The organism is Psychroserpens mesophilus (assembly GCF_000826645.1).
Lineage (GTDB): Bacteria > Bacteroidota > Bacteroidia > Flavobacteriales > Flavobacteriaceae > Psychroserpens > Psychroserpens mesophilus.
The window spans coordinates 1-20919 of record NZ_JXJP01000042.1; the positions used below are offsets into that span (position 1 = coordinate 1).

At 34.4% G+C, this 20919-nt stretch carries 18 protein-coding genes; 8 read left to right on the plus strand and 10 right to left on the minus strand.

Annotated features, from left to right (window positions below):
- The coding region (locus TD18_RS16280; RefSeq protein ID WP_040254798.1) for a T9SS type A sorting domain-containing protein at positions 1–1616 on the plus strand (1616 nt) is incomplete at its 5' end.
- 66 nt (positions 1617–1682) lie between these two features.
- Here the strand turns inward: TD18_RS16280 and TD18_RS16285 are convergent.
- The 8 genes from TD18_RS16285 to TD18_RS16320 form a co-directional block, all read right to left on the minus strand.
- Complete coding sequence (locus TD18_RS16285; protein WP_040254800.1) at positions 1683–2105, minus strand: VOC family protein; 423 nt, start codon at positions 2103–2105, stop codon at positions 1683–1685.
- A gap of 64 nt (positions 2106–2169) precedes the next feature.
- Complete coding sequence (locus TD18_RS16290; protein WP_040254802.1) at positions 2170–2730, minus strand: hypothetical protein; 561 nt, start codon at positions 2728–2730, stop codon at positions 2170–2172.
- Between the two features lie 112 nt (positions 2731–2842).
- Positions 2843–3715 (minus strand): LytR/AlgR family response regulator transcription factor, encoded by an 873-nt coding sequence (locus tag TD18_RS16295; RefSeq protein WP_152611406.1) that lies wholly within the window; start codon positions 3713–3715, stop codon positions 2843–2845.
- Between the two features lie 7 nt (positions 3716–3722).
- Complete coding sequence (locus TD18_RS16300; RefSeq protein ID WP_040254806.1) at positions 3723–4475, minus strand: pseudouridine synthase; 753 nt, start codon at positions 4473–4475, stop codon at positions 3723–3725.
- 18 nt (positions 4476–4493) lie between these two features.
- Positions 4494–5321, minus strand: coding sequence for an alpha/beta hydrolase (locus TD18_RS16305; RefSeq protein ID WP_040254808.1), 828 nt, complete (start codon positions 5319–5321; stop codon positions 4494–4496).
- The gene (locus TD18_RS16310) at positions 5322–5684 is read right to left on the minus strand and encodes a cupin domain-containing protein (protein ID WP_040254810.1); all 363 of its coding nucleotides are present in this window, start codon (positions 5682–5684) and stop codon (positions 5322–5324) included. It abuts the gene before it with no gap.
- Between the two features lie 49 nt (positions 5685–5733).
- Positions 5734–6294 carry a hypothetical protein gene (locus TD18_RS16315; RefSeq protein WP_040254812.1) on the minus strand — a complete coding sequence of 187 codons (561 nt, stop codon included), beginning with the start codon at positions 6292–6294 and terminating at the stop codon, positions 5734–5736.
- Positions 6295–6315: 21 nt separating this feature from the next.
- On the minus strand, positions 6316–7845 hold the full coding sequence (locus tag TD18_RS16320; protein WP_040254814.1) for a helicase HerA-like domain-containing protein: 1530 nt from the start codon (positions 7843–7845) through the stop codon (positions 6316–6318).
- Between the two features lie 165 nt (positions 7846–8010).
- On the opposite strand from TD18_RS16320, the gene TD18_RS16325 reads away from it, so the two are divergent.
- Positions 8011–8643 carry a 7-carboxy-7-deazaguanine synthase QueE gene (locus TD18_RS16325; protein ID WP_040254818.1) on the plus strand — a complete coding sequence of 211 codons (633 nt, stop codon included), beginning with the start codon at positions 8011–8013 and terminating at the stop codon, positions 8641–8643.
- Between the two features lie 51 nt (positions 8644–8694).
- On the opposite strand, the gene TD18_RS16330 is transcribed toward TD18_RS16325, so the two are convergent.
- Complete coding sequence (locus tag TD18_RS16330; protein WP_040254820.1) at positions 8695–9246, minus strand: DUF2911 domain-containing protein; 552 nt, start codon at positions 9244–9246, stop codon at positions 8695–8697.
- An 89-nt stretch (positions 9247–9335) separates the two neighbouring features.
- Positions 9336–10610, minus strand: a complete 1275-nt coding sequence (locus TD18_RS16335; protein WP_040254822.1) for a YCF48-related protein — start codon at positions 10608–10610, stop codon at positions 9336–9338.
- Between the two features lie 181 nt (positions 10611–10791).
- On the opposite strand from TD18_RS16335, the gene asnB reads away from it, so the two are divergent.
- The 6 genes from asnB to secDF all read left to right on the plus strand — a co-directional run bounded on the left by asnB (position 10792) and on the right by secDF (position 20884).
- Positions 10792–12462 carry an asparagine synthase B gene (asnB, locus tag TD18_RS16340; RefSeq protein WP_040254824.1) on the plus strand — a complete coding sequence of 557 codons (1671 nt, stop codon included), beginning with the start codon at positions 10792–10794 and terminating at the stop codon, positions 12460–12462.
- Between the two features lie 324 nt (positions 12463–12786).
- Positions 12787–14736, plus strand: coding sequence for a DNA topoisomerase (ATP-hydrolyzing) subunit B (gene gyrB, locus TD18_RS16345; protein WP_040254826.1), 1950 nt, complete (start codon positions 12787–12789; stop codon positions 14734–14736).
- 203 nt (positions 14737–14939) lie between these two features.
- Positions 14940–15953 carry a DUF6588 family protein gene (locus tag TD18_RS16350; protein ID WP_040254829.1) on the plus strand — a complete coding sequence of 338 codons (1014 nt, stop codon included), beginning with the start codon at positions 14940–14942 and terminating at the stop codon, positions 15951–15953.
- Between the two features lie 138 nt (positions 15954–16091).
- Positions 16092–17018 (plus strand): malate dehydrogenase, encoded by a 927-nt coding sequence (locus TD18_RS16355; protein ID WP_040254831.1) that lies wholly within the window; start codon positions 16092–16094, stop codon positions 17016–17018.
- 67 nt (positions 17019–17085) lie between these two features.
- Entirely contained in the window at positions 17086–17730 is a 645-nt protein-coding gene (locus tag TD18_RS16360; RefSeq protein WP_040254833.1) for a hypothetical protein, read from the plus strand.
- Between the two features lie 184 nt (positions 17731–17914).
- On the plus strand, positions 17915–20884 hold the full coding sequence (secDF, locus tag TD18_RS16365) for a protein translocase subunit SecDF (RefSeq protein ID WP_040254835.1): 2970 nt from the start codon (positions 17915–17917) through the stop codon (positions 20882–20884).
- The last annotated feature ends 35 nt before the right edge of the window (positions 20885–20919 follow it).

The window sequence follows — 20919 nt, forward strand, 5'->3', positions numbered from 1 at the left end:
CAATGAGCAGTGCAGATGTTACTGAAGATGAAAATTCTCCAACAGCAGATGCAGGATTAAATGCAGAACTGACTTGCACAACTTTGGAAGTGACTCTTGATGGCTCAGGAAGTTCTACAAATCCAGATGCAGATTTATCGTACTTATGGAGTGGACCGAATGGTTATTCAGCAGCTACGGAAGATATCACAGTTAGTGAAGCAGGAACTTATACTTTAACCGTTACAGATAATGATAATGGTTGTTCAGCAATGAGTGAAGCAGAGGTGAATTTAGATACAACTGCTCCAACAGCAGATGCAGGCGCAAATGCAGAACTGACTTGTACAACTCTGGAAGTGACTCTTGATGGCTCAGGAAGTTCCACAAATCCAGATGCGGACTTATCATACTCATGGAGTGGACCAAATGGTTATTCAGCAGCTACGGAAGATATCACAGTTAGTGAAGCAGGAACCTATACCTTAACCGTTACAGATAATGATAATGGTTGTTCAGCAATGAGTAGTGCAGAAGTGACTAAAGAAGTTATCGATTTACAAATTTCATACACAGATGTTTCGTGTTTTGGACTGGATGATGGAACGATTACAGTTGATTTCGTAACTGAGGGATCAATAGTCACGGTTAATGGTGAGCCTTATAATGCAGATATGCTCTATGTGCCTGGAACTTATACTCTAGTGGCTTATTTTGAAGACAGTGTTGATCCAGATTGTTCAACTACTCAAGTCATCACAATTGTTGAACCAGCGCTTGTCGATGTTCAAGTAAGTTCTACTGATGTCACATGTTATGGAGCTGAAGATGGTACGATTACGATAGAAAGTCTTAGTGAAGGTGCTTTTTATACAATTAAATTAAATGGTACTGGTCCAGATTTAAGCGAACAGGAATATTTTGCTCCAGGAACATACGTTGTTGAAGCTCAATTAATCCAAAATGTTTCGAGAATAGGAGTGTCTGATAAAGATGATAAACTATCTAGATCTCAAAACCCTTGTGTTGATGGTAAATTAGTAGTCATCAATCAACCAAATGAATTGATTTGTAAAATTGGTAAATCTTATGAAGGCAACGAAATAAGATGTGAAGATAGAATTAATAATTCATTAACTGTAGGTCATATGGGAGGAGTAGGACCATATACCTATTCTTGGTCTATGGATAAATCAGCATACTATGGCATGTGGTCAATATTGTCTGGAAGTGATTCGCAAACCATGACCTATTTACCTGGATTACAAAGTGCTACTTTTATAATTGAAGTTATTGATGCAAATGGTTGTTCTACTATGTGTCAAATTACATTAGAATCAACTTGTACTAAATACGATTATTACAATTATTTTTCTAAGGCAAGCGAGTTTGATTTTGAAATGTTTCCTAACCCAACTAAAGGTAAGTTGACAATTAAACCAAATATATTATCCGACGATAATGCTACAATAGAACTCTTTGATTTGATTGGAACCAAAATATTTAGTCAATCTTTTAGTAAGATTAAAGACAAGGAAATTCCTATTAATCTAACAGGCTTGGCAAGTCAAGTGTATTATTTAAAAGTGACTACTAAAGATGGCACTAAAATTAAAAAAGTTGTATTAGATAAATAACCAACCAAATCGATTGATTTATAGCAACTTTCAGCACCTTTAATCGTAGATTAGAGGTGTTGTTTTTTATTTGGCAAAGAGTTGATTCATATCTTTAAAAGCTTTAAACTCTAAAGCATTTCCAGCCGGATCTAAAAAAAACATAGTAGCTTGCTCACCAATTTGGCCTTCAAATCTAATGTATGGCTCGATAATAAAACGAACACCTTTCTCCCTAATTGATTTTGAAAAGGTCTGAAATATTTGCCATGGAAGGACAACACCATAATGTGGTACTGGTACCGATTTACCATCCACAGCATTTGTATGAAGTGTTTCTTCAGATTTTGGTTGATAGTGAATGACCAATTGATGTCCGAACAAGTTAAAATCCACCCAATGATCACTACTTCTGCCTTCTTCACAATTAAGAATATCTCTGTAAAATGTTCGACAATCTTCTAAGTTATGAACAGGTATTGCAATATGAAAGGGAGAAATTATCGACATGACATAAAAATTTAGTAGTCGAAATTTACAGCTTATTTTCTAATTCATTTAATTCAGAAGTAAGTTATCTTACACATTTAATTTCCCAGGTAGGATATACTATAGTTTCCGTAGTGTTAACCCATTCGCCAATCCATTTGTAGCCAGATGAACTCATATCATAAAAGGTTAATCTGTAATAGCCATCTGTTCCATTTAGTGCTTTTTGTTCCCTATATAAAACAATTTTATCGTCTTTTTTGTTCCCTTCCCAAACAGGAAATGTGGTAGAAGGAGTTTTTGCCGAAAACCAATGCACATACCATTTGCTGCTATCGATGTTAAATTGTCTTATGCTTCCAGAATGAGAACCATCTGGTTTTAGCGTTTCATCCTGAACAGCAGTTCCATTCATAATATATTTCCATTCCCAAGTAATATCTTCGGAAGGATTCCATGTGCCATCTTGTTTTCGAGTTGTAGATGTACACTTACATAACCCAATCATAGATTCGAAATCTTTAATTTGATTTGGAGCTTCGGGATTTGGCTGTCCGAAAGGATGTGCTTTTGAAGCATTGTAATCATATTGTCCAAAACACATTGAAATGCATAGGGCAAAGCAAATAAATAAAGTACGTTTCATAGGAAGTAGTTTTTAATTCAATTCAAATCAAGTCAAAAAATAGGAGTTTAACTAAGCTAATGCAGAGAGTGGTGTGTTATTTGCAGTAAAGTGAGTTAAGAAAATCTAAATGCTATTTTAAAAAATCTTTAACGCTTCTTAAATTACTTTTAGATACTGGAATTTCAGTTTTGTTTTTAAGAACAAGATTAGGCGTGTTTGCAAGATGCAGTTCTCTAGCCAAGTCCATATTTACAATTGCTTTTCTATGTACACGTAAGAAGTTTGTATTAAGTTTTTCTTCTAATGCTTTTAAAGAACTTCGCATCGTGTAGGTTTTGTTTGTGGTTGTATGTACTTTTACGCAATAGTCGTCTGCTTCAATCCAGCTAATCTGTTCTACTGGAATAATTTTACGTTTATTACCAATTTTGATATTTAGAACCGTTGATTTTTCATCAACTTGAGTTCGTAGTTTATTATAAAGTTTAGTATTTGTTTGTTTTAATTCGGACAGTTTCTGTACTTCAATTTGAAGTTTTTCATTATCAAAATATAAATACAAAATCAAACTTATTGCAATATATCCAAGCGTATATATGGGTGCTTTCTGGTAAGTGAAGAAGGGGATAAACTCTGTAAACAATTCGGTTAAAGAAAATGAATATTCGGAAAGTATCATTTGGCTCAAAGAAATGATAAAGATGTTTAAAAATACTAAACAGAAAATAATTCCAATGAGTTTAAAAATATTAAAAGCTATTTTTAGTTTGAAAGTTTGAGCTTTAATGTACCAGACTAAAACTAGCGAAAACAATAACCATATTATCCATCGATAGGCTTGGGCTTTTAAAATATCAAAAAAGGCTATGTTCTCATCGATCTGAAACCGTTTGATATAATACATTTGCTGCAAGGTTTCAAAAGTAATCGCAATCAAGATGATTAAAGCAATTATTAGAATGCTTCGTCTTGAATTTGATATGTCTTTAAATTTTGAAAGCACTTATTTTTTATTTTCGCGGAATCTTAGCTTGGTAATTCTTCTTTGAATGCTCCAGTAAAGTACTCAATTCTTTAAATTCTTTTTCGGTTAGTTCTCTGTATTGTCCTACTGGAGTGTCTAAAATAACATTCATGATTCTCACACGTTTCAGGGTAAGTACATCATAATTTAAATAGTCACACATTCGTCTAATTTGCCTATTTAAGCCTTGTGTTAATACAATTCTGAAGGTGTATTTATCCAGTTTTTCAACCTCACACTTCTTAGTTGTTTGTTTTAAATCTTCAAGATAAATGCCACCAGACATACGTGTTATGAATGTTTGAGAAATAGGTTTATCTACAGTAACCACATATTCTTTTTCATGATTATTACTGGCTCTAAGAATTTTATTTACGATATCTCCATCGTCAGTTAAAAGAATTAAACCTTCACTGGGTTTATCTAATCGACCTATCGGAAAAATTCGTTTAGGATAATTAATAAAATCTATGATGTTATCTTTTTCAATACGAGTATCAGTCGTGCAAACAATTCCTACAGGTTTATTAAAAGCGAGATAAACAAATGCTTCTTTAGAGTTTTTTATGAGTTTTCCATCCACATGGACTTCATCATTAGTTCCGATTTTTGTTCCCATTTCTGGAACCACGCCATTAATAGTAACACGGCCAGCTTCAATAAGTTTGTCAGCTTCACGACGTGAACAATAACCAGCTTCGCTTAAGTATTTATTGATTCTTTTTAATTCTTCAGGCATATTCAAAAGTACAATAAACTAATGACTTACAAAGTCTAAAATGTGATCATCAACAGCATCAGATTTTAATCCATGTCCAAATCCTTCCGTAGTAATTAATTGAGAATTTTTATAGAAATTTTTAAAGTCTTCAGCATCACTGTAAGGAATTATAGTATCGTATTTATCGTGAATGAGAAGTCCTTGAGCAGCTATAGTTTCTGAGAATTTGGCAGCATTAAAATGTTCTGGTTTGTTATTAAACCGCTCATAAACAATGTCATTGATGCTTTGGGTAGTTCGTTTATTATAGCCCATCATTTTAACATAACGTTCAAAAACACCTACAAAATTAGAAGGAGCGCCAAGCAAAATCAATTTTTCAACAGTTGGTAGTTGGTACTTGTGTTGGAAAAATGTTGTTGCCATACCACCAACAGAATGCCCTATAATAATTTTGGCATTAAATTTTTTTACAACTAGATTTATACATTCAGAATAGATGACAGCATTAAAAGATCTTCCGCCAGACCTACCGTGAGCTGGAGCATCAAGGGCGATTACGTTGTAGTCTAAAGCTCTAAGTTTAATAATTAAATCTTTCCATCTAACTGAATTGCTTTCCCAACCATGAGCTAATAAAATAGTATCGTTTTTACCTAGCCATCGGTACGTCATGATGGTAATATTATCATACTTTAGATCTTCAATGAAAGCAGTTTCTAAAAAGTCTTTTTCTATTTCTTTAAGTCTTTTACGTCGAGGAGAAGAGAACAGCTTAATCGCAATCTTGCCAGCTCTTCGTGACGAGAATAGACTAATGAAATTGATGATAACACCAATACTTTTTGGAATTACTTGTTTCATTTACTCTTCTCTGTTGACTAATTCCATTGAAAAAGCGGGTTTACAAATAGCGATATATTCACAAACGTCATTAAACGGATTTGAGTATTGAACTTTGGTGTTTTTTTGAATTTTGATAGATTCGCCTGCTGATAAAATTACGGTTTCTCCATTAATTATGAATTGCTTTTTGCCTTTAATAATAAACGTGTACTCGTCAAATTCTGGAGTTTGAAAAGGTTCACTCCAACCAGGAGGAGCAATCATGTGAGCGATACTGATATTAGCGTCTCCATCAGTGGCAAGTCCGAAGTGTTCTTTTATAACTTTTCCGTCGGTAGTAGGTACAATAAATGGGGAACGTTGTACTTTATATGTCTTCATTTTTTAAGTCTAATTATCAGAATAGTATCCCAATATAAATCATTTTATGTTACCAATATAACATGAAATATTTGATTTTCGCATGATCAGGAATCTGAACTGCCTCAATTTTTAAGTCCATATTAAACTGTAAGTTGGCAGGTAATTCTTTTTTATCAATGGTAAAAGAAGCATTTATTTCGTTTACAGAAATGACAATAGAATTAATTAATGTTGAAATTCCAGAGATTTTATAATTGTTTTTTATGTCTGCAAACGTGCTTAATGCAGAAATATTTTTTTCAGTTTTAAACCTGGAATCTATAATATGAATACTTTTTATAGTGGCTGTAGAATCTAAAGATTGTGTAGGAGTGAGTGTTAATAATTGTTTTCTTGTAACCGTGTCATAAATTTCAATATCATTGATGTCGCCTAAAAATTCATCTCCCATTATATTTTTTACGATGGAATCTGTCGGAAACGCCAAATGTAAGTCCTTTACTTGCGTAGAATCGGTTAGTAAACCAATGTGCTGTTTTCCAATTTTGAAAGGATCTGTTTTTGTTTCAGTAGTACAGCCAATAGTTAGTAATGCTATGAGCATTAATGTTAATAGGGATTTGTTCATAAATTTAAAAATAGGGTGAATTTATTTTAACATTTTAGTCAAGATACCAAGTACACTTCTAATAACGGTCGGACTTGTTAAAACCTTAACAATAGGGTTTTGTCTAGTACTCGTTCGCCTGCTCCTCTGCTTTGTTTCTGCTTTTTTTAAGGCCTCTTTTTCTTTGCGTGCTTTTTCTTTGGCTTCTTCAGCTTCTGCAATTTCAATCTTTTTATGAAGCATTTCATAAGCACTTTCTCTATCGACCTCTTCGTTATATTTTCTGGCTAATTTCGATTTTGATAAAAGCGCTCCTAATTCACTTTCAGTTAAAACATCCATTCGGCTCATTGGAGCTCTCATCATTGTTGCTGCTAATGGTGTTGGTTTTCCTTTTTCATTTAATGCTGAAACCAGTGCTTCTCCAATTCCTAAAGACGTTAAAACATCGGCAGTATCGTAATAATCAGTATCAGGATAATTTTGTGCTGTAAGTTTGATTGCTTTTCTATCTTTTGCTGTAAAAGCTCTAAGCGCATGCTGAACTTTAAGGCCGAGTTGCCCTAAAACAGCTTCAGGAACATCAGTTGGATTTTGCGTTACAAAATACAAACCAACACCTTTACTACGAATCAATTTTACAATGCTTTCAATTTGATTTAATAAGGCTTTTGACGCTTCATTGAAAATGAGATGTGCTTCGTCAATAAACATAATGAGTTCAGGACGTCCACTATCGCCTTGTTCAGGAAATGTAGAATATATTTCAGCCAAAAGACTTAACATAAATGTTGAAAATAACTTAGGTCTGTCTTGAATATCTGTTAGTCGAATAATATTGATATAACCTCTTCCATTTTCATCAATACGTAGTAAATCATTAACTTCAAATGAGGTTTCTCCAAAAAACAAATCGGCTCCTTGCTGTTCCAGCTCAACAACTTTTCTTAAGATTGCTCCTGTAGAGGCTGTTGATATTCTTCCGTAAGCTTCTGTGAATTCAGCTTTACCTTCCTGTGTAGTATATTGTAATATTTTTTTGAAATCTTTAAGATCGAGTAATGGTAGTTTGTTATCATCACAGTATTTGAAAATTACTGCAACCACACCAGATTGTGCATCAGAAAGATCTAAAATCCGAGATAATAAAACAGGGCCAAATTCACTAACAGTAGCCCGTAAACGAACACCATCTTGTTCAGATAAGGACATCACTTCTACAGGAAATGCTTTGGCTTCAAAAGGTAATCCTATTTTTTCGTGACGTTCATCAATTTTTGGGTGACCTGGACTTGGTTGTGCCAATCCACTTAAGTCTCCTTTAATATCCATCAATAAAACAGGAACACCTTTTTCACTTAAATTTTCAGCTAAAACCTGAAGCGTTTTTGTTTTTCCAGTTCCCGTTGCACCTGCAATTAGGCCATGCCTGTTCATGGTTTTAAGAGGGACATTCACAAACGCATTCGTCATCGTTTCACCATCTAGCATTGCTGCTCCTAAAGTGATGTATTCACCTTTGTTGGTATTACCTTCTGTGATTTCTTTTAAAAAATCGTCCTTTCTACTCATCATTTAAAATTTGCATAAAAATAGTGTAATTTTAGTCAAGTATAAAATAGTTTTCAGTGGTAGTCTTCAGTTTTCAGTCTTTTGTATAAAGTCAAATAATCAAAATCTAAAATTACCATATACTGCTTACTGAATACTGATGACTATTTTATACATTTGCAAGCTATGACAAGACGAGAAAGACAAGAACTCATTGACAAAGGCTTATTATTGCCTTTAATGGAAGAATTTTACACCATTCAAGGTGAAGGCTTCCACAAAGGTACTGCTGCGTATTTTGTAAGAATTGGTGGTTGTGATGTGGGCTGTCATTGGTGTGATGTGAAAGAAAGCTGGTTGGCCGAATTACATCCGCCTACTGAAACTGAAAAGATTGTAGAAAATGCAGTCAAGTACAGTAATACCATAGTTGTCACAGGCGGAGAACCGCTAACCTGGGATATGGGACCACTAACTGAACAATTGAAAGCCAAAGGCGTACAAACACATATTGAAACCTCTGGAGCTTATAAATTATCTGGACAATGGGATTGGATTTGCCTTTCACCGAAAAAAATGAAATTACCTACTGCGGAAGTCTACGAAAAGGCACATGAACTAAAGTGTATCATATACAATAAAGATGATTTTCGATTTGCTGAAGAACAAGCCTCCAAAGTAAATAAAGACTGTATTTTATACTTGCAACCAGAATGGAGCAAACGAGATAAAGTGGTACCTCAAATTGTAGATTACGTGATGGCAAATCCGAAATGGAAAGTATCACTTCAAACACACAAATATTTGAATATTCCTTAACAAAAAACGCCTTGATTATTTCAAGGCGTTTTTATATTTGTTTTGTATGTATTACAACTTATGAAAAGGTATTGCTAGTCGAATATGTCCCCAACCTAAGTACATGTCAGTACCTTTACTTGTTTCTTGAAAAACGATTGAAAAAGCTTCAATAGAATTGTTTTTGTCATTTTTAACAGGTACAGCAACTTTAGCGACATCATTTTCTTCATTATAAAAATAACTTCCCCAAACATTTAAATCTTTACTGATAATGGCTGTCCATTCTTGTTTTCCAGGAATCATAAAAAACGTATAAGTACCAGGCTCTATTTTAGTATCTCCAAATAACATTGGCGTGTAAATCGTTAATTCTGCAGCTTCATTTGCTCCAGTTCTCCATACTTTTCCAACAGGAGCTAAATCCCAAATAGAGCGACCTTTAAGTTGAGGTCTACTGTAAATAATTTTAATAAGTTTCTTTGGTTCGTCATATTTTGATGGAAATGCTGCAGCATCCATCGGACTTTTATCTAAGTCTGGAAATTCCTGAGCATTGCTATTAAAAGGGATAAGCATTAAAAGCGTCAATGCAAGAGTTGAAATAAATGTTGATATTTTCATAAGTTTTAAAATGGTTTAAAATTGAACACTATTTGGTTATAATTATTTTATAAATGTCGGAATTAGTTGTCAAACTTTACAATACTGTCTTATTTCTTTATGAACTTTAATGAAGATCGACCTGAATTGTTATGGAAGTCTATAAAGTAAGCTCCTGAATCCAAGTCAGATACGTTAAAGCTATAATCCTTTAAGGTCATTTGAGTAATCATGTCTCGGGATAATTGTTTAATAAACTTTCCATTAATGTCATACAACTCAATTAGAATATTGTCGTTACTTTCAAAATTAATTGAAAACTCTAAATGAGTGTCCACAGGATTTTCAAAAAGCTTAATATCTAAATGTTTATGATGTCTTTCTGATAAATCTTCAACACCTAAAGTCTCATCAGTGTATTTGTAAACTGTAGTTCCAGCTGCGTAGGCTGAGGTAGAATTAATAATAAAAATCCGATTTAAGTTATTGCCAATACTTAAGTCATTCCATGTTTGTCCGCCATCTAAAGTTTCTTGGAAACCAGTTGTATGTCCACCCATCCAGCCGTGATTTTCCGTAATAAAACCAACAGCCTGGATTTCAGTTTCGACAGATTCTAAGCTTTGCCAACTAACACCACCATCAACAGATTTAATGAGTTTGCCATTATTCGGAGCAATTGAAGATACAGCTCCAAACATGATATTGTCATTACCCGAAAGTGTTTGCAATTTCCAAACATATTCACCACTTACATTCGTATTGTAAATTTCAGTCCATGTTAATCCACCATCTGTAGTTTTTAGAATAATGCCTCCTGTAGAACTTCTTCCTGCTGCAAATCCGGTTAGCTCATCTAAAAATAGAACTTCAACCAAAGCATTTGCATAACTTGACATGTCAAGGAATGTCCACGTGTCTCCACTGTCTGTAGATTTTATAATGTGAGCCGGATTAAAATAAGCACCACAACCATACACTGTTGAAGTCCCAACTGCATCTAGTCCGCAAATAGCATTAGGATTTGGAGAAATATTTGTCACTTCTGTCCAATTCTCACCTCCATCTGTGGTTCTAAAAAACGTACCGTTTAACGTACCAATGAAACCGATGTTTTGATTCAAAAATTCAATATTTCTAAAATAGTAATTACCAGGAATGTTAATTTCGTTTAGTTGTTCACTCCAATTGAGACCACCATCAGTAGTTTTATAAACTGCGGCATAAAAACCATTAGCTGCCCAACCTATATTTTCATCTAAGAAAAAAACATCATCAAAACGTTGACCATTGGGATTAGAAAAAATATTTGGAGCTGGTTGCCAGGTCGATTGGGCACCGATACTAATACTAAATAACAGGACGAACAAACTAATTAATTTCATACGCATATTTTAACTTTCAATTTACAAAGTTAACAATCTGTTTTTTGGCTAGAGAATTATTTTTATTATTAAAATCATATTTTTGATTACATATTGTAAGTTAAATGAAGTTTTATGTTTTAAATGCTAAACATATAATTCATATTTGTATTCTATTAATAAACAAAAAAGGAAATTAGTTATGTGCGGAATTGTATGTGCGTTCGATCTAAAACAAAAACCAGAAGACCTAAGACCTCAAATACTGGAGATGGCAAAACGTATTCGTCATCGTGGTCCAGATTGGAGCGGAATATATAGTGATGATAAAGCCATTATGGCTCATGAGCGATTAGCTATTGTTGATCCAGCTTCAGGGAAACAGCCATTGTTTAGCCAGAATAAAACATTAATACTGGCTGCTAATGGTGAAATTTATAACCATCGTGAATTGCGTAAGCAGTTTCCATCATACCAATTTCAGACCGAAAGTGATTGCGAAGTGATTCTAGCTTTATATAAAGAGAAAGGTGTAAAATTTGTTGATGAATTGAATGGGATTTTCGGATTTGCCATTTATGATGTTGAAAATGATGCGTATTTTATAGCACGTGATCACATGGGAATTATACCTTTATACATAGGTTGGGATCAAAATGGAACATTCTACGTCGCTTCAGAATTGAAAGCTCTGGAAGGGGTCTGTACTAAAATTGAATTGTTTCCACCAGGACATTATATGAGTAGCAAAGACGGAGAATTTGTGCAATGGAACAAGCGCGATTGGACCGATTATGAAGCTGTAAAGGATAACGAAACAAGTATCGCTAAAATTAAAGATGCACTAGAAGCAGCAGTTCACAGACAACTTATGAGTGATGTGCCTTATGGTGTGTTGTTGTCTGGTGGATTAGACTCTTCAATTACATCTGCCATAGCAAAGAAATATGCCCAAAAGCGTATTGAATCAGATGATCAATCTGAAGCTTGGTGGCCTCAATTGCATAGTTTTTCTGTCGGATTAGAAGGTTCTCCAGATTTAGCTGCAGCACAAAAAGTTGCAAAACACATTGGAACGGTTCACCATGAAATAAAATTTACGATTCAAGAAGGTTTAGATGCCATTAGAGATGTTATCTATAATTTAGAAACCTATGACATTACTACGATTCGCGCTAGTACACCAATGTATTTAATGGCTAGAGTTATTAAATCTATGGGAATCAAAATGGTGTTGTCAGGCGAAGGTGCAGACGAATTGTTTGGAGGTTATTTGTACTTCCATAAAGCGCCAAATGCTCAAGAGTTTCATGAAGAAACGGTTAGAAAGTTAGGTAAACTACATATGTACGATTGTTTACGAGCAAACAAAAGTTTGGCAGCTTGGGGAATTGAAGGTCGTGTACCATTCCTAGATAAAGAATTTATGGATGTCGCTATGCGTATAAATCCACAAGATAAAATGATTAATGGTGAACGCATGGAAAAATGGGTGTTGCGAAAAGCCTTTGAAGATATGTTGCCAGAAAGTGTAGCATGGCGTCAAAAAGAACAATTTAGTGATGGTGTCGGTTATAGCTGGATTGATACCTTAAAAGAAGTTGTTGATAGTGAGGTTTCTGATGAGCAACTGGCTAATGCGAAATATAAATTCCCATTACAGACACCTACGAACAAAGAAGAGTTTTATTACCGTTCAATTTTTGCTGAACACTTTCCTAGTGATGCAGCTGCTTTATGTGTTCCACAAGAGGCGAGTGTGGCTTGCAGCACTAAAATTGCATTGGAGTGGGATGAGGCATTTAAAAACATGAATGATCCATCAGGAAGAGCAGTAGCAAAAATTCATGATGATGCTTATGTAAAAGCGTAAAAAAGTGTTTTCAATTAAAAAAAATGAATGCAAAATCTCGCTTCTGCGAGATTTTGTGTTTTTAGCACTTTATCGAAGATGTTAAAACATAATGAAATTCGTTTTAAGGCGCTTTTTAGACGATTTAAGAGACTTTTAAGTAATTAACAAATGTTGATAAATATTGCTTTCTATTGATAAAATGCTTTTAAAAACAGTCTTATTTTCCTATCTTTGTTTGTATTCAAAAGGATGCTAAATGCATCTTTTTTTATGCGACAGATAATTCGAAATTATAAAACAAAAGACGAACTAGATATTTCAAAATAAAATAAATTAAATTTTATGAGCGAGAAAAAAGAAGAGTTTAACAAGCATAACTATTCTGCTGATAGTATTCAGGCATTAGAAGGAATGGAGCATGTGCGTATGCGTCCATCCATGTATATTGGAGATGTTGGTACTCGTGGTTTACACCATTTGGTATATGAAGTTGTAGATAACTCTATCGATGAGGCCTTGGCAGGTCATTGTAATAATATTACAGTAATTATAAACGAAGATAATTCAATTACTACAGAAGATGATGGTCGAGGTATTCCTGTAGATCTGCACAAAAAAGAAGGTGTTTCAGCACTAGAGGTTGTAATGACTAAAATTGGAGCTGGTGGTAAATTCGATAAAGATTCTTACAAAGTATCTGGTGGTCTTCATGGTGTTGGTGTGAGTTGTGTTAATGCACTTTCCGAACATTTAAAAGCCACAGTTTTTAGAGAAGGTAAAATTTACGAGCAAGAATACGAGCGTGGTAAAGCCATGTATCCTGTGAAGCAGGTTGGAGAAACAGATAAACGTGGCACAACAGTTACCTTTAAGCCTGATCCAACAATTTTTACGCAGACATTAGAATATAGCTACGACACATTAGCAAGTCGTTTACGCGAATTGGCATACTTAAATAAAGGAATCACCATTCACTTGATAGACAAACGTACTAAAAAGGATGATGGTGAATTTGAAGGAGAAACATTTCATTCTGAAGAAGGTCTAAAAGAATTTATAAAGTTCTTAGACGGAAACCGAGAGCCTCTTATGAAAGACGTCATCGCTTTTGAAGGTGAGAAAAACGGAGTTCCAGTTGAGGTTGCCATGATTTACAACACATCTTACGCTGAAAATTTACATTCTTATGTGAATAATATTAATACACATGAAGGTGGAACACATTTATCAGGCTTCAGAAGAGGTTTAACGCATACCTTAAAAAAATATGCTGATTCTTCTGGTATGTTAGACAAATTGAAGTTTGATATTCAAGGTGATGATTTCCGTGAAGGATTGACAGCTATCATATCTGTAAAAGTTCAGGAACCTCAGTTTGAAGGGCAAACAAAAACTAAATTAGGTAACAGAGAAGTATCAGCTTCTGTTAGTCAGGCTGTTTCTGAAATGCTTACCGATTATCTTGAAGAGCATCCAGATGATGCTAAAACAATTGTCCAAAAAGTAATTCTTGCTGCTCAGGCACGTCATGCTGCTCAAAAAGCACGTGACATGGTTCAGCGTAAAACCGTCATGAGTATTGGTGGTTTACCTGGAAAGTTAAGTGATTGCTCAGAGCAAGATCCAACAAAATGTGAAGTGTTTCTTGTTGAGGGAGATTCGGCAGGTGGAACGGCTAAACAAGGTCGTGACAGAGCATTTCAAGCGATTCTTCCACTTCGTGGAAAAATCTTAAATGTTGAAAAAGCAATGACTCACAAAGTATTTGAAAATGAAGAAATCAAGAACATTTTCACTGCTCTTGGTGTCACTATAGGTACTGAAGAAGACAGTAAAGCTTTAAACTTATCTAAGTTACGCTATCATAAAGTCGTGATTATGTGTGATGCCGATATCGATGGTAGTCACATTGCGACGCTTATTTTAACATTCTTCTTTAGATATATGAAAGAACTTATTGAAAACGGACATATTTATATTGCTACACCGCCTTTATACCTAATTAAAAAAGGAGCCAAGAAGCAATATGCTTGGAGTGATAAAGAACGCGATGAAATTATTTCAGAGTTCGGTGATGGATCTAAAATTCAACGATATAAAGGTCTTGGAGAAATGAACGCTGAACAATTATGGGATACAACCATGAATCCTGAATTTAGAACCATGCGTTTAGTTCAAATTGATAATGGAGGAGAAGCCGATCGTATTTTCTCAATGTTGATGGGAGACGAAGTGCCACCTCGTAGAGAATTCATCGAAAAGAATGCGATTTACGCTAATATCGATGCATAATACATATAGATCGCTTAACTAGACTTGGCGAAAACTAAAACGAAAGCGACTACGTATATAATGTAGTTGCTTTTTTTATTGCAGCTAATTGAAACTATTGATTAAACTCTAACATTTGTCGTTAAAGTGCAATTTTTAACGATTAAAAACGTTTGTTTGGTATATTATATTAATTTTGAAATCTATTTAACCTATAATATGTTATGAAAAACTTAATTTTAACAAGCTTGGTGTTTTTGACCTTTGCGTCAGTAAAAGCTCAGGAAAATATCAATGATTTATTAGCAGCAGGTATTAATGATGCTCAACGCTTTACTCATGACTATATCGCTCCAGCTTCTGAAGGTTTAGTTTACGGAATTAACAATGGTTGGTTTAATAATGCTAAAGCTCCAAAACGGTTTGGTTTTGAATTATCTGTAATCGGTAATATTGGATTTATCAAAGATGATAAAAAGTCGTTTCAAATGAACATTTCTGATTATGAAAATATCAGATTTGAGGATGGAAGTTCCTCAAAAACCGTAGCTACTGCGTTAGGTCATAATGATCCTAGTATTAATGTGATTGTAACTTATGATGCTCCTATTTTTGGAAGTCAGGAAACAACTTTAGAACTTCCTACTGGAATTGGATCTCAAAATGTCAATAGTATTCCAACAGGTTTTTTACAAGCAAGTTTTTCACCGTTTAAAGGGACACAATTAAAAGGACGCTTTTTCCCTAAAGTCGACACTGAAGACACAGAGGTAGGTTTATATGGTTTCGGAATTCAACAAGAATTCACAAGCTGGTTGCCTGCAGATAAAGTGCTGCCAATAGCAATTTCTGGATTAATAGCTTATACGCATTTAGATGCAAGTTATGATTTTACAGATGCAGAGTTGGTTGATGGTTCTAATCAACGTGTAGAAACTGATGTGAATACATTGCTGTTTGAATTAATTGTAGGTACAAAATTGAAGGTTATAAATTTTTATGGCGGACTAGGGTATATAAAAGGGACATCTAAAACAGATTTATTAGGAACGTATGTGGTAACTGATGGTTTTTTGTTTTCTCAGGCCATTAATGATCCGTTTTCTGTTGAACATGATATTTCTGGTATGAGAGGAACAATAGGTGCCAATCTAAAATTAGGTTTTTTTGGATTAAATGCTGACTACACTCTGGCTGAATTTGATAGCGCAACACTCGGAATTAACTTCTCTTTTTAATTAGGAAATACTCTATGAGATAAAAAAATACTAAAGCGTAAGATTTTCTCTTACGCTTTTTTTATTTAGACTGTTAAAATTCGTAATTTTGCAGTCTCAAATAACAACACAATTTTAAAACATAAAAAACTTAAAAACATGAAAGTAACAGTAGTTGGAGCAGGAGCAGTTGGAGCAAGTTGTGCAGAATATATTGCCATTAAAAACTTTGCTTCCGAAGTCGTAATTTTAGACATTAAAGAAGGTTTTGCTGAAGGTAAAGCGATGGATTTAATGCAATGTGCTTCTTTAAACGGATTTGATACAAAAATCACAGGAAGTACAAATGACTATTCTAAAACAGCAAATAGCGATATTTGTGTCATTACGTCTGGTATTCCTCGTAAACCTGGTATGACTCGTGAAGAATTAATTGGAATTAATGCAGGAATTGTTAAATCTGTATCTTCAAGTTTAGTTGAACATTCTCCAAATACGATTCTTATTGTTGTAAGTAATCCAATGGATACGATGACGTATTTAGTTCATAAAACGACCGACTTGCCAAAGCATAAAATCATCGGAATGGGTGGTGCTTTAGATTCAGCTCGTTTTAAATATAGATTGGCTGAAGCATTAGACGCACCAATTAGTGATGTGGATGGAATGGTCATTGGAGGTCATAGTGATACAGGAATGGTGCCATTAACGTCTCAAGCTACTCGTAACAGTATTAAGGTTTCTGAATTTATCTCAGAAGAGCGTTTAAACCAGGTTAAAGAAGATACTAAGGTTGGAGGCGCAACATTAACTAAATTACTCGGTACGTCTGCTTGGTATGCTCCAGGAGCTGCTGTAAGTGGATTAGTGCAGGCGATTGCTTGTGATCAAAAGAAAATGTTTCCGTGTTCTACATTGTTAGATGGCGAATATGGTTTAAGTGATTTATGTATTGGTGTTCCTGTGATTCTTGGAAGAAACGGAATCGAGAGCATCGTTGACGTTCCTTTAAGTGCTGCTGAAAAGGCTCATATGGCTGAAAGTGCTGAAGGTGTTAAGAAAACTAACGGATTATTAGAATTATAATCTCTTTAAAATACATCAAAATAAAGGCTGTAGAAATACAGTCTTTATTTTTTTATATATTTGGCGCATGAATAACAAATGGTACATTAGTGCTTTAGTCATCATTCTTGCTTTATTAGGTGGTGTTGCTTCTCATGAGAAAAGCATTACTCCTAATCAGGAAATTGTATTGCAGTTTACTAGTGAAACGGTTTCAAGTGACGACGCACAGCAAGCTATTTCAACTGTCAAGCAACAGTTGGAAACCGTTGGTGTTCATAATGTTCAGGTGACAGCTTTCAAAGGTGGTCAGTTAAAAATTACGTATTTCAGCACGACTGATATTGGAAGTGTCAAGAAAATACTTTCTAACCAAAAGACTTTTGGTTTAAGTGATTCTGCAATCAATGGAAGTGATATTCCATTCGAAATTCCTTCAAAAGACAACACAATTACCTACAATGTAGATGTGTATGAAATCCAGAATGGATACGATTCTGCCTTTCAGCTTTCAGGAAAATTAGCCTTAGAACACAAAGCAGATCATGATCGTCTTTCTAATCCAAATCCGTTTGCTCATACAACAGCAGTCGATTATAATGATCTTGAACAACAGGTAAAAGTTGCATATAAATTCCATAAGAATGCTGGAATTGCAATTAATCATATCTCTCACAAAATCCCAGAGGTTCGGGCAGGACCTGAATCAAATGGGATATTTTCAGTTAGCTAATAGCTAATTCGTTTTCCCATTGAACTTCAATTACATTTTTTAAAAGATCGCTTATGGCATTTAGTCGAAAAGCGTTCAAAAGATCATATATAAATACAATAAATAATTGTCAAATTAAGAGTAAAGTCTATATTTGCTCTCCCGAAATTTTGGGATAAAATTTGTCACAAAAAAAATTAAAGTAATGCAAAACAAAGGATTAGTAAAGCTTTTTGCTCTGTTATTTGGATTGGTAAGTATTTATCAATTATCATTTACATTTAAAGCTAACCAAATTGAAAAAGAGGCAAAAACATATGCCGAAAGTAAATTCCAAGATAGTGAAGCCATCAACGAAGCTGAGGTTCGTTATTTAGATTCTCTTTCAAGTCAGGAAGTGTTTGATTTAGGTGTTGCTAGCTTCACATTTAAAGAAGTTAAAGAGAAATCAATGAACTTAGGTCTTGACCTTAAAGGTGGACTTAACGTGATTTTAGAGATTTCAGTAAAAGACATCTTAAAAGGTCTTGCTAACAATAGTAAAGATCCAGCGTTTAATAAGGCTTTAGCTGATGCTGAAGAACTTCAGAAAGACGCTCAGGAATCGTACTTAGAATCGTTTTATAGATCTTGGGATGCGATTAAAGGTGACCAAAAATTAGCGTCTCCAGACATTTTCGCTAACAGAAGTTTAGACGATGTGATTAACATCAATATGACTGATGATGAAGTAAAAGCTGAGATTGAACAAAAAGTAGATGAGTCTATCGTTTCTGCTTTTGAAGTATTACGTAAGCGTATTGACCAGTTTGGTGTTACATCTCCAAATATTCAACGTTTAGGAAATACAGGTCGTGTATTAGTTGAGCTTCCAGGTGTTAAAGATGTTAAGCGTGCAACGGAGTTAATTACTACAACAGCACAATTACAATTCTGGGATGTAGATAATGGTCAGAGTATCGGAAACTTCTTCGTAGCATCAAACGAAACGCTTAAAAAAGTGTTAGGTGTTGATGAAAAAGTTGAAGCAACCGAAACTCCAGATTCAACATCTGTTGACAGCACAATTGATGATTTATTAGGAGATACATCCACAGATTCAACAGAGGTAGCTCAGGTAAATCCATTATTCGATTTAATCGGACCACCTCGTTCTGGAGGAATGGTTGGAATTAAATTAGAAGATAAAGATAAATTCCAGTCTTATTTAGATATGCCTCAGGTAAGAGCTAATCTTCCTGCAGATGCAAGAAACATTAAATTCGCTTTCGGTTTACCAACAGTTGATACTGAAACTGGAGTTGAGTACGTAGATTTATATACCTTAAAAGGAAATAGAGAAAATGAGCCTGAATTAAGTGGTGCCGTAATTACTGATGCACGTCAATCGTATAGCGTAACGAATAAGCCATCTGTAACGATGCAAATGAATGCTAAAGGCGCTAAGAAATGGGAAGAAATTACAGGAAGAGCATTTACAAATAAATCTCAAATTGCCATTGTATTAGATGATATTGTGTATTCTGCACCAACAGCTTCTAATGGAGCTATTTCTGGTGGAAACACTGAAATCTCTGGAAACTTTACAGTAAATGAAGCTGTCGATTTAGCAAACGTATTAAGAGCAGGTAAATTACCAGCTTCAGCAGATATCGTACAAGCAGATCAGGTTGGTCCTTCATTAGGAAAAGAAGCTATTGAGAGTGGTTCAAAATCATTTTTAATTGCATTGGCTTTAGTATTACTATGGATGATTATGTACTATGGTAAGGCAGGTATTTTTGCTGATATCGCTTTATTATTAAACATCTTATTAATCTTTGGTGTACTTTCTGGATTAGGAGCTGTATTAACACTTCCTGGTTTAGCTGGTATCGTATTAACCATTGGTATGTCTGTAGATGCGAATGTACTTATTTTCGAACGTATTCGGGAAGAGATTGGTAAAGGTAAAACAATGAAAGAAGCCGTAAAAGATGGTTTCGCAAATGCATTATCTTCAATTTTAGATGCGAATATTACAACAGGTTTAACAGCCTTAATCTTATTTGTATTCGGAACAGGTCCTATTAAAGGTTTCGCAACGACCTTACTTATTGGTATTGTAACGTCTTTATTTACTGCAATTTTTATTACGCGTTTATTAGTAGATTGGTATGTGAACAGTGGAAAGAATTTAGATTTCTCTACGTCTATCACAAAGAACTTATTCAAGAATATGAATATCAAGTTTATTGCAAAGCGTAAAGTAGCTTATGTGGTTTCAGGTATTTTAATTTTAGTGAGTTTAGGCTCTTTATTTACGAATAAATTAGATCAAGGTATTGATTTTGTTGGAGGAAGAACATATCAGGTTCGTTTTGATCAAGCTGTAAGTTCTGAAGCTGTTGCCAAAGACTTAAATGTGGTCTTCGGAAGTGCAGAGGTTAAAACCATTGGTGCAGCGAATCAGTTAAAGATTTCAACAAAATATAAAGTAAATGAAAATTCAGCTGAAGCAGATGAAGAAGTTCAAACGATGTTATTTGACGGATTGAAATCTTACTTGCCAGCAGATATTACTTATACAGAATTCTCTGAAGCTACTAATGGCGTTGGTAAAGTATTATCAAGTAAAGTAAGTCCAACCATTGCCGATGATATCAAAAAAGAATCATTCTGGGCAGTTTTAGGATCTTTAGTTGTGGTATTCCTTTATATCTTATTCCGATTCAAAAGATGGCAATTCTCAACTGGTGCAGTTGTAGCTGTATTCCATGATGTAATTATCGTATTAGGTATTTTCTCATTACTATATAAGTTTATGCCATTCAGTATGGAAATCGATCAAGCCTTCATTGCAGCAATCCTGACCGTTATTGGTTACTCATTAAATGATACGGTTGTTGTATTTGACAGAATTAGAGAGGTTATTGCTGAAAGAGCCGGATTTAAAGGTGGAGCAAATATTAACTCTGCGATTAACAGTACATTGAGTAGAACATTAAATACGTCGTTAACAACATTAGTGGTGTTATTAGCCATGTTCATTTTTGGTGCTGAATCACTAAGAGGTTTATTATTTGCATTGATTGTAGGTGTCGTAGTTGGTACGTATTCATCTGTGTTTATTGCAACACCTATTATGTATGATACATTAAAAGATAAAGGTGAAGCTCCAAATGAAGAAGCATAATCTATAGGTCTTTATTAATAAAAAAAAGCCATTCA

Excerpts from the sequence above, each read along its gene's own strand:
- TD18_RS16285 (WP_040254800.1), bottom strand. The coding sequence starts at position 2,105 with ATGTCGATAATTTCTCCCTTTCATATTGCAATACCTGTTCATAACTTA.
- TD18_RS16290 (WP_040254802.1), bottom strand. The coding sequence starts at position 2,730 with ATGAAACGTACTTTATTTATTTGCTTTGCCCTATGCATTTCAATGTGT.
- TD18_RS16300 (WP_040254806.1), bottom strand. The coding sequence starts at position 4,475 with ATGCCTGAAGAATTAAAAAGAATCAATAAATACTTAAGCGAAGCTGGT.
- TD18_RS16305 (WP_040254808.1), bottom strand. The coding sequence starts at position 5,321 with ATGAAACAAGTAATTCCAAAAAGTATTGGTGTTATCATCAATTTCATT.
- TD18_RS16310 (WP_040254810.1), bottom strand. The coding sequence starts at position 5,684 with ATGAAGACATATAAAGTACAACGTTCCCCATTTATTGTACCTACTACC.
- TD18_RS16315 (WP_040254812.1), bottom strand. The coding sequence starts at position 6,294 with ATGAACAAATCCCTATTAACATTAATGCTCATAGCATTACTAACTATT.
- TD18_RS16320 (WP_040254814.1), bottom strand. The coding sequence starts at position 7,845 with ATGAGTAGAAAGGACGATTTTTTAAAAGAAATCACAGAAGGTAATACC.
- TD18_RS16325 (WP_040254818.1), top strand. The coding sequence starts at position 8,011 with ATGACAAGACGAGAAAGACAAGAACTCATTGACAAAGGCTTATTATTG.
- TD18_RS16330 (WP_040254820.1), bottom strand. The coding sequence starts at position 9,246 with ATGAAAATATCAACATTTATTTCAACTCTTGCATTGACGCTTTTAATG.
- TD18_RS16335 (WP_040254822.1), bottom strand. The coding sequence starts at position 10,610 with ATGAAATTAATTAGTTTGTTCGTCCTGTTATTTAGTATTAGTATCGGT.
- asnB (WP_040254824.1), top strand. The coding sequence starts at position 10,792 with ATGTGCGGAATTGTATGTGCGTTCGATCTAAAACAAAAACCAGAAGAC.
- gyrB (WP_040254826.1), top strand. The coding sequence starts at position 12,787 with ATGAGCGAGAAAAAAGAAGAGTTTAACAAGCATAACTATTCTGCTGAT.
- TD18_RS16350 (WP_040254829.1), top strand. The coding sequence starts at position 14,940 with ATGAAAAACTTAATTTTAACAAGCTTGGTGTTTTTGACCTTTGCGTCA.
- TD18_RS16355 (WP_040254831.1), top strand. The coding sequence starts at position 16,092 with ATGAAAGTAACAGTAGTTGGAGCAGGAGCAGTTGGAGCAAGTTGTGCA.
- TD18_RS16360 (WP_040254833.1), top strand. The coding sequence starts at position 17,086 with ATGAATAACAAATGGTACATTAGTGCTTTAGTCATCATTCTTGCTTTA.
- secDF (WP_040254835.1), top strand. The coding sequence starts at position 17,915 with ATGCAAAACAAAGGATTAGTAAAGCTTTTTGCTCTGTTATTTGGATTG.